Origin of the sequence: Selenomonas ruminantium subsp. ruminantium ATCC 12561 (assembly GCF_000424065.1) — a bacterium.
In the GTDB taxonomy this organism is placed as follows: domain Bacteria; phylum Bacillota; class Negativicutes; order Selenomonadales; family Selenomonadaceae; genus Selenomonas_A; species Selenomonas_A ruminantium.
Genome location: NZ_KE384126.1, coordinates 27,905 through 40,459, shown reverse-complemented (window position 1 = coordinate 40,459; position 12,555 = coordinate 27,905). Strand labels below are relative to the sequence as shown.

Genomic DNA, 12,555 nt, shown 5'->3' with positions numbered 1-12,555 from the left:
TGCTATAAGTATCAATTCCCCTGTGTACCTTCGCCGATACGACTGATATCACCAATAGATACCTGATAAGTTTTGCCGCCAGAGCTGGCAATAATCGTTGGCGAGCCATCAGAAATACTTACACCAGTAACCGTTCCTTCCAGCTTAGTGGTGGTAGTTGTTGCTTTGCCATCAGCATCCGTACTCGTGCTTTCTACATTCCATTGTACATCTTTGCCAATCATATTGCTAAGCTGTCCTACCAATACCGATGTATCAATATTGCTGACTAATTTCGATACATCCCCAAGCCCTTCAGCCACATTGGTCATCTGCTCCAAAGCAGAGAACTGGGCCAACTGGGCCAGATATTCACCATTATCCTGTGGATCTAATGGATCCTGATATTTCATCTGCGTGACCAGCAGCTGCAAGAAGGCATCCTTGCCTAAGGTACTATTATCCTTATTGGCCTGCGTCTGACTTGCCTGATAACTTTCCATTGTCTGGGTTACCCCATCAACGGTAATCGTATTTAATGAATTTGCCACTTTTTTCACCTTCTATGCATTAGACTCGGTAATCCACTCCATCAGAGGCATCTGTATTGCTTGGGCTGCTAACAGCTATATTTTCGGTCTCTTCTCCATAATCTTCCATATTCCCTAAATTCCGAACACTGCTATTGCTATTATGTCCCTGATTCTGCTGCCATGCCTGCTGACCCTCTCCCTGAGGCAGCTGTCCGTCCGTGAGTCCGGCATAGACATCGACATTATCTACTTTCAAGCCCTGATTATTCAATTCCTGTTTCAGCTGTACCAGCGTATTTTCGATAATAGCTCTTACCTGAGCATTATCGCTATGGAAAGATGCATTAACGGCACCATTAGCACTGACCGAAACCTTCAAAGTCAGCTCACCTAAATGGTCAGGGTGGAGTTTTATGACCATCTGGGTATCTTCTCCTCTGCGCAAAAGCCTTGCCTGCTCCACAATCTGCCGTGGAACATCAAAGTCATTCTGCAGATTCTGCGGTTGGTTCGCCGCCTCCGCCCGCTTTATTCCCGTCAGGTTCTCATTGAGACTCTGCTGGAACATGCTCAGCGGTTCATTGGCTGCTCGGGCTGAGTCCGTCTGCGGCGCCTTATCCCCCACAGCTTCTTCTGCAAGCTGGCTGACCTCTTCACCATCTTCATTTGTAACTATCTCAATGGTTGGCGGTACAGGCGGCTGATTTTGCCGGAATAAATCCTGACGGGAATTATCCTGCATATTCATGAACGGATTTACCATTTGCCCATCATCTTCCACCACTCTGCCAGCTCCCATCAGAGGATTATTCACCAGACGAGCATCATTTTCCTTACGGGGCTGTGCTTGTGTATTTCCTTCAGGAACGATCACACGTCCAGTTTCCTGCAGCGTTACTGAATCATTCACCCTCCCGGCAGACATGGACGGCATCGTCTCCTCGCTCTGCCCAAAGAGTGCCACTCCCTTGGCATCGTGTCTTTCCTTGCCATTATCCAGCGCCGCCGCTTGCGGATTGATAATACGGTCCTGAGCTGACAGCCCTCTCTCTGCCCAATTTCCCGCCAGCATCGAATCAGCTGCTTGTTTATTTTGCTGAATGCTGCTCAACTGTGCTTCTAATGGGGTTGACTGATTTGATTGTTGCGTCAAGCCTTCTGCTTGCTTATTTTGCTGCATATCGCCCACTTGTTGCGTCAGATTGAATTGCGTTCGCAGTTGATTTGTCTGTTGCGTCAGATTGGATTGGTCTGCACGCAGATTCTGGGTGAAGGCCGGTTCCAGTGGCTGCGGTGCGTTTAATACCTCGTCTGAAGAAACCGTTGCCTGTACTCCCACCTGCGTTAAGCCTTCTGCCTGCTTGTCTTGCTGCATATCGCCCAATTGCGGCCTCAATAGATTGGATTGCTGCATCAGATCAGATTGCGTTCGCAGCTGATTTGACTGCTGTGTCTGATTGGATTGGTCTGCACGCAGATTCTGTGTGAAAGACGTTGCCATTGGCTGTGGTGTGTTTAATACCGCTTCTGCGGAAACGGCCTCCTGCACTCCCGCTGGCCTATTCACCTGCGTTAAGCCTTCTGCCTGCTTGTTTTGCTGCATATCGCCCAATTGCGGCCTCAGTAGATTTGATTGCTGCGTCAGATTAGATTGCGTTCGCAGCTGATTTGATTGCTGTGGCAGATTGGATTGTGTTCCTGGCTGATTTGACTGCTGTGTCTGATTGGATTGGTCTGCACGCAGATTCTGTGTGAAAGACGTTGCCATTGGCTGTGGTGTGTTTAATACCGCTTCTGCGGAAACGGCCTCCTGCACTCCCGCTGGCCTATTCACCTGCATTAAGCTTTCTGCCTGCTTGTCTTGCTGCATATCGCCCAATTGCGGCCTCAGTAGATTGGATTGCGTTCGCAGCTGATTTGACTGCTGTGGCAGATTGAATTGTATTCCTGGCTGATTTGACTGCTGTGTCTGATTGGATTGGTCTGCACGCAGATTCTGTGTGAAAAACGCTGCCATTGGCTGTGGTTTGTTTAATACCGCTTCTGCGGAAACGGCCTCCTGCACTCCCGCTGGCCTATTCACCTGCGTTAAGCCTTCTGCCTGCTTGTTTTGCTGCATATCACCCAATTGCGGCCTCAATAGATTGGATTGCTGCGTCAGATTGCTCCCCATAGACTTGCCAAGACCTAAATCTGGCTGAATTGTTTGATTCGCTAACTGGTGATTATTCAGCTGTGCTTCCAACATCGTTGCCGGTTTTATCCGTTGCAAAATCTCCTGCCCCGAATTTGTCTGCTGATTTGGAGTTGCCCCCTGTGCCTGAAGCGGCTTTATTTGCTGCCCTGAAAGCATCGCCAGGAAATTTTTATTTTTCTGAACATCGTCACCTGACTGTGGCAATAAACGTTGCAGGTTCACTCCAGCTGCCGGTTCTACCGATTCTGTCTGCTCCGTTGTGTCGTCCATGACCAGTGATGCCTTTCCCTCCGTGGTAAAATTCAGTACAGCTGCTGAGGCAGTTGCCGTACCTGCATCCTGTTCTCCTGGCTCCCCAGGTTCTTCCTCGTTGACCTTCGCTTCCTGCGTGTTCGTTTTGCCTTCCTTAGTCATTTGTGGCTTCCTGCCCTGCTGCTTCTGTAAAAAAGCAGCTTCCGTTCCTTCTGGCATATCGTCCTTTATATCAGCTTCCTTAGCGTTAACCTTCCCTTGTATACTTCCCTGAGCCTCTACCGGCGATTTTGCCATTTTTCCTGATACTTCTTCTCCTGCTTTTCCCATTGCCTCATCAAATGAGTCACTGGTCATATTTGCAGATGCTTTGCCAAGTTTTCCCACCGTCCTTGTGAGCTGCACCTTATTTACGGCACCTGCCTTAGGAGAAATAGCCATTACATTTGCTGCGTTCACCAAATCACCTCCTTCTCATGGTATTTATCGATGAAAATCGTATTTTACTTAAATAAAAATTCCCCACTTTTAGATAATGTGGGGAAATTATTTCTTACTGTGCTGAATTTTCCTGCTCTGTCTGTCCGTCACTCTTGGCTTTTTCTTCCAGCATCCGACGAATATCTTCTTCTGTATTTACCTCTTTCTTGGTACCTGCATACATAATCCGCGTAATCCTGGCAGTTTTCCCTTCGTCAAATTCCGTCATAATCTTAGCCACAACGGCTTCATCCATACGCTGCAAAATGGCGATACACATATCATCATCTAATTCATCCATGGCTTTGGCCGCATCTTTAGGTTTCATCTGATTATACAGACGAGCCAGCTTGGACACCCGTTTCTTTTCCTCAGCTTCACGCTGCTTCATCTGCTTTTCAATTTCTTCTTTGGTTATGACAATCTTCTTGGACTCCTGCTTATCTTTTTCATCTTTTTTTACATCTTTATCCTTGTCCGGCTTGGCATCTTCCACCGGCATTTTGTCCATATCCTCTTCACTTGGTGCTGGACGCACGAAGTATTCACCAATAACAGGCAGGTCATAAAGCTTTAATTTCTCATTTGCCTCCTGGGTATCAATGAGCTGCAGATAAACACCCAAAGCAAAACCGCCTGCAATAAGCACCAATAGCAGGAAGAGCATTAATAGCACTTTCACTATTTTACTGCCTTTTTTCTTTTTCTTCTTCGCTGCCATTGTCCAACCCGCCTTCTATTTCTAAGTTACCGATAAATATCCAATACTTTGCTCACATAATTCTGGGTTTCCTTGTACGGTGGTACCCCGCCATAATCCTTCACGGCCCCTGGTCCGGCATTATACGCCGCCACTGCCTTTTTCGTATCTCCCCCAAAGGTATCCAGCATCTGGCGGAGATATTTAGCCCCGCCCTCAATATTCTGCTGTTTATTGTATGGGTCAACGCCTAAAGACGCTGCTGTATCCGGCATCAGCTGCATAACGCCAATGGCACCCGCAGAAGAAACCGCCTCCTGATTGCCATTAGACTCTACTTCTGCCACAGCTGCTACCAGCTTGGGATCAACTTTATACTTCCGGGCTGCAGCTTCAATCAATGTGCTGAGATTCTGGTCTGCCAGGGGCATATCTGCCAACACTTTTTGCGTCTTATCCGCCTTATGTGCTGCAGGCAACGGCTGGCTTTTATCCAAAGCAGCTGTCGCAGACGTCTTATCCGCAGCCGTTCCCTCCATGGATTTTTGCATTTCCTTTTCCAACTTTTGTGAAAAACCTCTGCCGGGAATATTTCCCGGCATACCAAACTGCTCCTGCAATTGAGCAATCCTTGCCTGTACCTGGCGCACACCGGTTAAATCCATCATCAGCTCATTCCTTCCCTTCTGCGCCGCATCGTAAGCTGCAAGCCAATTTCATCGAGCATTTTCTGTTCTTCTTGCAAGGCTTCTGCCTGATACTCCTGATAGCGGCGCTCCTTTAGCTGCTCTATGCTTTTCAGATAACTCATAACTTCCATCAACGCTTTGAGTTTTTTTTGTTTTTCACTCTTCATCTGCAGCACAATTCCTTGCTGCATTTCAATCTGTTCCCGCTTCCAGGCAAAAAAACTGTTAAACGTCATAAGTCTGCCCACGGTAACACGAACACCTTCCTGGGAAAGCGCATCATAATCCCGCTGGCCTTTTTGCATTTCATCCAGCAGGGTACTCAAGCCTTCCCGCGCTTCTTCCAAACGGCGGGAGGCTTCTGCAAATTCCCGTTCTGCATCATCTTTTTTCCGCCGGGTAACCTTGAGCAGGGTTTCCAACTGAAACTTGAACTTTTTCATGCCCTATCACCCGGAAATCCGCATCAATTTCTTTTCCGTTTCATCATAAGAATCCACTTCAAAAATTCCCTGACAGAGGAAACCGTTGATGGCATCTATTTTCTGTATGGATTCATCTATCTTGGCACTTGACCCTTTTACATAAGCACCGATATGGATCAAATCCTCAGCGTCCCGGTAAACTGCCATAAGCTGCCGCATCTGCTGGGCTGCCTTTAAATGTTCCGGCGATACCACTTCATTCATGACACGACTGACGCTGGGCATAATATCTATCGCCGGGAAATGATTCTGGGCTGCAATGCTGCGGGATAGTACAATATGACCATCTAAAATGGAACGCACCGCATCAGCGATCGGTTCATTCATGTCATCACCATCTACCAGTACCGTATAAATACCGGTAATCGATCCTGTAGCACTGGTCCCGGCCCGTTCCAGCAGTCTGGGAAGCATAGCAAATACGGAAGGCGTGTACCCACGGGTAGCCGGCGGCTCACCAATGGTCAGCCCCACCTCACGCTGTGCCATAGCAAAACGGGTAACGGAATCCATCATCAAAATGACCTTGCGCCCCTGATCACGGAAGTATTCTGCAATAGCAGTGGCCGTCATGGCCCCTTTTATACGCACCAGCGCCGGCTGATCCGAGGTTGCCACGACAACCACAGAACGCTTCATTCCCTCTTCACCCAAGTCGCGTTCGATAAAATCCCGCACCTCACGGCCACGTTCTCCCACTAGGGCAATAACACTGATATCGGCTTCCGTGTTGCGGGCAATCATGGAAAGCAGCGTAGATTTTCCTACCCCGGAACCAGCCATAATGCCGATACGCTGACCTTCGCCCATGGTAATCAGACCATCAATCGCCCGCACACCTACATAAAGACTCTCATGAATACGCGGCCTTGACAGCGGGTGTGGCGGATCAGCTTGCAAAGGGTATTCCTTTTTCGAAAGCAACGGACCTTTTCCATCAATAGGATTGCCCAAACCGTCCAAAACACGGCCTAAAAGTTCATCTCCTACTTTGACATTCAGCATCTTCTGCGCTGCCGTCACTTCGCAGCCCGGTCCTATCCCCTGCATTTCACCAACAGGCATCAGCATGACATAACCTTCGCGGAACCCCACGACTTCAGCAGGAATAGGCGGTACATCAGGATTATGGGAACTTATATAACAAAGCTCCCCCACACTTACCGTAGGCCCCTGTGATTGAATGACCAGCCCTATGACCTGCGTTACCTTGCCCGTGAGCTTAACACTGGAACACTCATGAATCGCATCGGTAAATTTGTCGATATTCAGTTTGAATGGTTTTTTTACCTGCAACTCATCCATAGGGCATTACCTCAAGGAAATTTCTTAAAGCATAACATTTTTTACCGCCTGCCGTATCAGTTCGATCTGTGTAGCCAAACGGGCATCTACCGTACCATTTGGTGTTTCAATCAAACAGTCTCCGGGGCGCATACTTTGGTCAGATAACAAATCAATGCTGGCATCACCATAGGTCAAAATTCCTCGTAATTCATTGCGTGCCAACAGTACCATATCATAATCCTGCGGCGCCACATGGATTTTCAATTCCTTTTGATCTTTCACTTTAAGGATAGCGTCCCTTACTATGGGCAACACCACCTGGGGGGCATCGATAAAGTGCTGTGGCAGAATCTTTTCCACCACGGCCATTACCAATTTCACCACATCCTGTTCAGCCTGCTGAATATAGTCACGTGTAGCTTCTTTTGCATCCTGCAGGGTTTTTTCCGCTTTGGCACTTCCCTCTATGATTGCCGCTTCCATTTCCTCGCGGACTTTATCCTCTCCATCCTTGTAGCCAGCTTCATAGCCCTCCTGATGACCAGCCTCAATTGCTTCTTCTTTTAGATTTTTAATCTCTTCCTGTGCCTCAGCTTTCATACGCTCACATTCGGCCATCGCCTCCTGTTTGAGTATTTCCGCATCTACCTTGGCATCTTTCAGCAGTTGAATTGCACGCTGCTCCTTGGCAGCAATTTCTGCCAGCATACGGGTACGGGTTTCTTCATCCAATCCATTATCCTTCGCCGCATCGGCCTCGGGCTTAGGCGGCTCGGGGGTTTGTATAAGATGAGGATTTTCCTCCCATATCGCGGCTTTGATAACTCTAGACAATCATCTCGTCTCCCTGTCCACGTGATATTACAATATCGCCCTTTTCTTCCAGGGCACGAATAACATTAACGACTTTCTGCTGTGCTTCTTCTACATCGCGAATCTTAACCGGCCCCATAAATTCGATTTCCTCTCGGAGCATATCTGCCGCACGCTTCGACATATTTCGGAACACCTTGTCCGAAACCTCTGCCGGAGTAGCCTTGAGCGCCAGAGACAAATCTTTGGTATCCACATCACGCAAAACCATCTGCATAGAGCGGTCGTCCAGCTGAACAATATCTTCGAATACAAACATGAGCCGTTTGATTTCCTCTGCCAGTTCCGGATTGTCCACTTCCAACGTTTCAATAATGGATTTTTCGGTGGTACGATCCACTCGGCCGAGTACATCCACGATGGCCTTGACGCCACCTGCCGCAGTGAAATCCTGCGTAACCATGGAGGAAAGTTTCCTCTCGAGCACCCGTTCCACTTCTCTTACCAAATCCGGTGATGTCCTGTCCATTTGCGCTATGCGCCTGGCAACATCAGCCTGCGATTCCGGCGGCAGCGAGCCAATGATTGTAGCTGCCTGATCCGGATCCAAATATGCTGTAATAAGGGCAATCGTCTGCGGATGCTCGTTGTTGATAAACGTCATCAACTGCGACGGATCTGTCTTTCTCAGGAAATCGAAAGGACGAACCTGCAGACTGGTGGTGAGGCGATTGAGAATTTCCATCGCCTTTTCCGACCCCAGCGCCTTTTCCAATACATTCTGCGCATATTCCAGACCACCTGTGGAAATATAGTCACTAGCCATGGCCATCTGATAAAATTCACTGACTACCTTTGCTTTGTTCTCAGCACTGACCTTTTTATGGTTAGCGATTTCCAAGGTTATGCGCTCAATTTCATCATCGTCCAGATGCTGAAATAGTTTAGCTGAATACTCCGGGCCAAGAGCAATGAACAAAACGGCCGCTTTTTCTGTGTTAGAGAGTTCTTCCTCACTATCGCCATACATATCTTCAAGTGCCATAGGTCATTCCTCCGCAAGCCAAGTTTTAACAAGCATAGCCACCTCTGCCGGCCGCTGATCAATAAGCTGCTGCAGAGTCTGTTTTTCAGTAAGATGCTGCTGTTCTTCTTCCGTAAGTTCCTCAGTATCCAAGGCACCAGCAGCCAAAAGCGCAGCACGCTCTTGTTCTTCCAATTTTCTCCTTGCTTCCTCCTCCTGACGAATCCGCTCCTGTTCTGCCGCAATAGCATCCAGTTTCTTCTTGCGACGGTAGAAAAGATACCCTGCAATGGAAGCTAAAACCAGCAGAATAGCACCGATGGTGCCGTAGAAAATCATATCTTCTCTATCTTTGGCAGCCTGTTCTTCTGCAGCCCGTCTATCACGAAGCTCTGTGCTGAAGGGCAGCGGTTCAACGGAAACCGTATCACCACGATTGGTATTGATTCCCGCTGCACTGCTCACCGTCCGCATAATGCTGTCCTGCTGCTGCGGTGTTACGGTATCATCGACCAGCACAGCCACATTCAGACGGCGGATGGAGCCGGGAGCTGCTACTGTCTTGGACTTCTCTTCATTTATTTCGTAATTTTTCGTGGACTCTTTTTTCTCGTACTCAGCGTTAGCATTGCCATTCTGCGCGACATAACCAGGCACATTGGACTGTACCCCTGCTGCACCGCCAGGCTGATTCGAAGTGCCGTTATAGGATTCACTCAAATCCTGCTGACTGCGAATAATACCAGAGTCATCCACCACCGGCGTAAAGGTCTGCTTATCCGTAGTCCGGTCATCAAAGTCCAGTTCAACACTGACCCGGGCAAAGGCCTTGCCTTCCCCCATAGAATCATCCAGCATGGACTGGATATTCTTCTGGATATTATCCTGAACTTTCTTGGTCATATCCAGCTGGGTCATGGTCTTGATGCCGACTGACTGTTCCTCATTTTCATCCGGGTCATTCAAAATCTTACCGGTATCATTCACAATCGTGATATTTTCCGGTTTCAAGCCTTGAACGCTATTGGCCGTCAAATTGACGATACCCTTGATTTCCTTCTTGGACAATTCCATATTTGGACGCAGATGCAGCATGATGGAAGCCGTAGCAGGTTTCTCGTTCTTTTTGTACAAACTGTCCTCTGGCAGAACGATATGCACCCGCGCTTTTTCTACAGCAGCAATCTGCTCAATCGTACGCGTAAGTTCTCCCTGCAAAGCCTGCAGATAGTTTACCCGGTTCTGGAATTCCGTAACACCCAGCTTGCTGTCATCAAAAATCTCAAAGCCTTTGTTTCCCCGAGGGAGCCCCTGAGTTGACAAATCCAGCCGGGCATTGTGTACATCCCGTGACGGAACCATGATGGTAGTGCCTTGCCGCGTTTCCTGCACCTCGTATTCGATTTTCGCCTCTTTCAATTTTGCAGCTACTTCACCGGCATCCTTGGTTTCCATGTTGGTAAACAAGGGAACCATATCCGGCTTATTGCCATACCACGCACTTACACCAATTATGGCAATGAGAATAGCCAAAGCGGAGCCCAGCATAATATATCGCTGGCGCTTACTGAATCTCTCCAGCAGCTCCTTATACCGCTCTTTCCAATCTCCCATGATCTCAATCCCTTCACGTAGAATCACACTGTATTCAAATTATACCTGCATGCGCATAATTTCCTGATAAGCTGACATTGCCCGATTTCTCATCTGAAGGGTCAGCTGCATGGCAATGTCGGCCTTTTGGGATGCAATAACCACCTGAGAAACATCTTCTATGCGCCCGGCAGCCAGTAAAGCATTCTGCCTGTCTGATTCCAACTGCAAAGCATTCGTTTTTTTCAAAGCATCTGTCAAATACTGACCAAAGTTCTTGACTTCCTGCGTTTCCTGTGTCTCACCCAAATGACTTGTAGCGCGCATGGACACAGGTGTCATCGCGAGTGGTGCAATTTCCATATCTCTATCCTCTCGAATCACCAATATCGTAAACGTTACTTAGCTCCCATATCCAAAGCCTTAGTCACCATGGATTTAGCCGCATTAATCGTAGTGGTATTGGCTTCATAGGCACGGGAGGCCGTAATCATGTCCACCATTTCCGCTACCACGTTGACGTTAGGTCTTTCCACGTAACCATCTGCATTAGCATCGGGATGTCCCGGATCATAAACCAGCGGCCCCTGCATATCATCACTCTCGATACGGGTAGCTCTTACACCATCTCCGGCCTCCAGCTTATTTGCCGCTTTTTTCAAAAAACTTTGAAACGGACCATTATTCTTAACACGTGGCTCAAAGACCACATAGCGTCGATGATAGGCCCCCCTCTCTTGCGTTCTGGTCGTATTGGCGTTGGCAATATTATTGGATATAACATCCATGCGCAGCCGCTCTGCCGTAAGCCCTGAAGCAGCTGCATCAATCCCCAAAAACATGCTCATAGCAATTTCCTTTACACTTTCTATCGCCAGCTAAAATTTAGCTCTGGCCGCTGGTGATAACATTTTTCATTCTAGTCATAAATCCACCCAGCTGGGTAGTCAAGGCATTGTAGTACAACTGATTTTTCGACAATCCTGCCATTTCCATATCAATATCCACATTATTGTCATCTACACGCATAGTCGTAGATTCATCCTCTTCGATGACAGCACCTGCCTTCCCCCGCAGAGGAATGGGCAAATGCCGGTCATGGGTTCGAACAACAGCCATACGATTGCCATCATCATCCAAATGCATTTCTTTGGCCAGCAAATCCTCAAAATTCACCGCACTACGCTTAAAATGTGGGGTATTCACATTGGCGATATTGTTGCTGATTACTTCGTGACGTAAATTGGCAGCCTCCAGCCCACGGGAAAGGTAATCAAAATTAGACGAATTCATAATCTGTTCCAACATGCCTTAATCACATCCCTTCAATCCGCCATTCCACACAATGGTTATTTGTTCGCTTATCCTTATAACGCCGTTGTTCCAGCTTTGCCGCAGACAAAACTTCCTCTTGGCGTTTCAACAAGGCGGGTCATTTGCCTGTCTCGTCATAGTTGCCTTTTATTTATTTTCTACATAAGCCCTCTAACTCCTTCCCACTTTATCATTTTTTTCGTTATTAAACAATAGGCAATATGGCAAAAAAAAATACAGGACTGCTGCTTTTCCGCAACAGTCCCACAAAACAGGCCTTGTAAGCCATGTCAAATCTTTAATTTCTGCACTTCTTCCAACAGGTATTCATTGAGTACCTTGATGTACGTTCCTTTCATGCCCAGAGACTTGGAGGAAATCACGCCAGCAGATTCGAACTTGCGCAGTGCATTGACGATAACCGAACGGGTAATTTTCACCTTGTCAGCGATTTTAGAGGCAACCAGCAGACCTTCCGTATCCGGCAAGGCTTCCAAAATAGCCTTGGCTGCCCGGCTTTCCGAGAAGGACAACGTATTGAGCGCAATCTGTACCGTAGCTTTCTTGCGGGCTTCGATTTCGATTTTTTCTGCATGGTCGCGGAGCATTTCCATGCCTACTACCGTAGCACCATATTCACAGAGCAACAAATCTTCATCACTGAATTCTTCATCGTACTTAGCTACAACCAATGTACCAATGCGCTCACCTACACCATAGATTGGAACAATCGTGGTGTTCTTGCCGTTGAAGAGACATTTCGTATTCTCCTCATAAGCGCACATGCCTGTCTTGGAATGCAGGTTAGCATTGGTTTCGTCCATGCGCATAAGCCAGCTTACGTAAGTCTTGGGGAATTCGCCTTGATTGATTACCTTATCCACCATCAGATCGCATTCAAAATCATCCACAAAGGCATAACCAAAGATTTTGCCCTTCTTGTTGGTGATATAGACATTCGCATTAAGAACGTTGCTGAGCACCCGGGATATTCCATCGTATTCCACATTCTCTGAACGCTGCAGGAGACGATTGATTTTTCTGGTTTTTTCTAATAATGATGCCATGTAGCTTTCTCCTTTACAAAATATTTTGACAGTCCTGTTCACTCATGAACAGGACTGCTCATACACATCTATAGATATTTTATCACATTTTTCAAAATAATCATAGATGCAGAATAATATTTTTAATTAAATTTTCATATTA

13 protein-coding genes are annotated in these 12,555 nt (G+C 47.4%); all 13 read right to left on the bottom strand.

The features are described from left to right. Nucleotides 1–11: 11 nt before the first annotated feature. The 13 genes from G598_RS0115150 to codY all read right to left on the bottom strand — a co-directional run bounded on the left by G598_RS0115150 (nucleotide 12) and on the right by codY (nucleotide 12,413). Entirely contained in the window at nucleotides 12–530 is a 519-nt protein-coding gene (locus G598_RS0115150) for a flagellar hook capping FlgD N-terminal domain-containing protein (RefSeq protein ID WP_026767628.1), read from the bottom strand. Nucleotides 531–549: 19 nt separating this feature from the next. Then, nucleotides 550–3,420, bottom strand: a complete 2,871-nt coding sequence (locus tag G598_RS20295) for a flagellar hook-length control protein FliK (protein WP_051180402.1) — start codon at nucleotides 3,418–3,420, stop codon at nucleotides 550–552. 94 nt (nucleotides 3,421–3,514) lie between these two features. Next, nucleotides 3,515–4,162 (bottom strand): MotE family protein, encoded by a 648-nt coding sequence (locus G598_RS0115140; protein WP_026767627.1) that lies wholly within the window; start codon nucleotides 4,160–4,162, stop codon nucleotides 3,515–3,517. A gap of 26 nt (nucleotides 4,163–4,188) precedes the next feature. Next, nucleotides 4,189–4,809 carry a lytic transglycosylase domain-containing protein gene (locus G598_RS0115135; RefSeq protein ID WP_026767626.1) on the bottom strand — a complete coding sequence of 207 codons (621 nt, stop codon included), beginning with the start codon at nucleotides 4,807–4,809 and terminating at the stop codon, nucleotides 4,189–4,191. Next, on the bottom strand, nucleotides 4,809–5,273 hold the full coding sequence (gene fliJ / locus G598_RS0115130) for a flagellar export protein FliJ (protein WP_026767625.1): 465 nt from the start codon (nucleotides 5,271–5,273) through the stop codon (nucleotides 4,809–4,811). The genes G598_RS0115135 and fliJ overlap by 1 nt, the downstream gene beginning before the upstream one ends. Before the next feature lie 6 nt (nucleotides 5,274–5,279). Then, nucleotides 5,280–6,620: a flagellar protein export ATPase FliI gene (gene fliI, locus G598_RS0115125; protein WP_026767624.1), complete on the bottom strand. Its 1,341-nt coding sequence runs from the start codon at nucleotides 6,618–6,620 to the stop codon at nucleotides 5,280–5,282. Between the two features lie 24 nt (nucleotides 6,621–6,644). After that, nucleotides 6,645–7,436 (bottom strand): FliH/SctL family protein, encoded by a 792-nt coding sequence (locus G598_RS0115120; RefSeq protein WP_026767623.1) that lies wholly within the window; start codon nucleotides 7,434–7,436, stop codon nucleotides 6,645–6,647. Then, nucleotides 7,429–8,460, bottom strand: a complete 1,032-nt coding sequence (gene fliG, locus G598_RS0115115) for a flagellar motor switch protein FliG (RefSeq protein ID WP_102012110.1) — start codon at nucleotides 8,458–8,460, stop codon at nucleotides 7,429–7,431. The genes G598_RS0115120 and fliG overlap by 8 nt, the downstream gene beginning before the upstream one ends. Before the next feature lie 3 nt (nucleotides 8,461–8,463). Further along, nucleotides 8,464–10,053 (bottom strand): flagellar basal-body MS-ring/collar protein FliF, encoded by a 1,590-nt coding sequence (gene fliF, locus G598_RS0115110; RefSeq protein ID WP_026767621.1) that lies wholly within the window; start codon nucleotides 10,051–10,053, stop codon nucleotides 8,464–8,466. A gap of 39 nt (nucleotides 10,054–10,092) precedes the next feature. Further along, nucleotides 10,093–10,395 carry a flagellar hook-basal body complex protein FliE gene (gene fliE / locus G598_RS0115105; protein ID WP_026767620.1) on the bottom strand — a complete coding sequence of 101 codons (303 nt, stop codon included), beginning with the start codon at nucleotides 10,393–10,395 and terminating at the stop codon, nucleotides 10,093–10,095. 35 nt (nucleotides 10,396–10,430) lie between these two features. Further along, the gene (flgC, locus tag G598_RS0115100; protein ID WP_026767619.1) at nucleotides 10,431–10,880 is read right to left on the bottom strand and encodes a flagellar basal body rod protein FlgC; all 450 of its coding nucleotides are present in this window, start codon (nucleotides 10,878–10,880) and stop codon (nucleotides 10,431–10,433) included. Between the two features lie 37 nt (nucleotides 10,881–10,917). After that, on the bottom strand, nucleotides 10,918–11,340 hold the full coding sequence (gene flgB, locus G598_RS0115095) for a flagellar basal body rod protein FlgB (RefSeq protein ID WP_026767618.1): 423 nt from the start codon (nucleotides 11,338–11,340) through the stop codon (nucleotides 10,918–10,920). Nucleotides 11,341–11,636: 296 nt separating this feature from the next. Next, the gene (codY, locus tag G598_RS0115090; RefSeq protein ID WP_026767617.1) at nucleotides 11,637–12,413 is read right to left on the bottom strand and encodes a GTP-sensing pleiotropic transcriptional regulator CodY; all 777 of its coding nucleotides are present in this window, start codon (nucleotides 12,411–12,413) and stop codon (nucleotides 11,637–11,639) included. Nucleotides 12,414–12,555: the final 142 nt, after the last annotated feature.

Excerpts from the sequence above, each read along its gene's own strand:
- G598_RS0115140 (WP_026767627.1), bottom strand. The coding sequence starts at position 4,162 with ATGGCAGCGAAGAAGAAAAAGAAAAAAGGCAGTAAAATAGTGAAAGTG.
- G598_RS0115135 (WP_026767626.1), bottom strand. The coding sequence starts at position 4,809 with ATGATGGATTTAACCGGTGTGCGCCAGGTACAGGCAAGGATTGCTCAA.
- fliJ (WP_026767625.1), bottom strand. The coding sequence starts at position 5,273 with ATGAAAAAGTTCAAGTTTCAGTTGGAAACCCTGCTCAAGGTTACCCGG.
- fliI (WP_026767624.1), bottom strand. The coding sequence starts at position 6,620 with ATGGATGAGTTGCAGGTAAAAAAACCATTCAAACTGAATATCGACAAA.
- fliG (WP_102012110.1), bottom strand. The coding sequence starts at position 8,460 with ATGGCACTTGAAGATATGTATGGCGATAGTGAGGAAGAACTCTCTAAC.
- fliF (WP_026767621.1), bottom strand. The coding sequence starts at position 10,053 with ATGGGAGATTGGAAAGAGCGGTATAAGGAGCTGCTGGAGAGATTCAGT.
- fliE (WP_026767620.1), bottom strand. The coding sequence starts at position 10,395 with ATGGAAATTGCACCACTCGCGATGACACCTGTGTCCATGCGCGCTACA.
- flgC (WP_026767619.1), bottom strand. The coding sequence starts at position 10,880 with ATGAGCATGTTTTTGGGGATTGATGCAGCTGCTTCAGGGCTTACGGCA.
- flgB (WP_026767618.1), bottom strand. The coding sequence starts at position 11,340 with ATGTTGGAACAGATTATGAATTCGTCTAATTTTGATTACCTTTCCCGT.
- codY (WP_026767617.1), bottom strand. The coding sequence starts at position 12,413 with ATGGCATCATTATTAGAAAAAACCAGAAAAATCAATCGTCTCCTGCAG.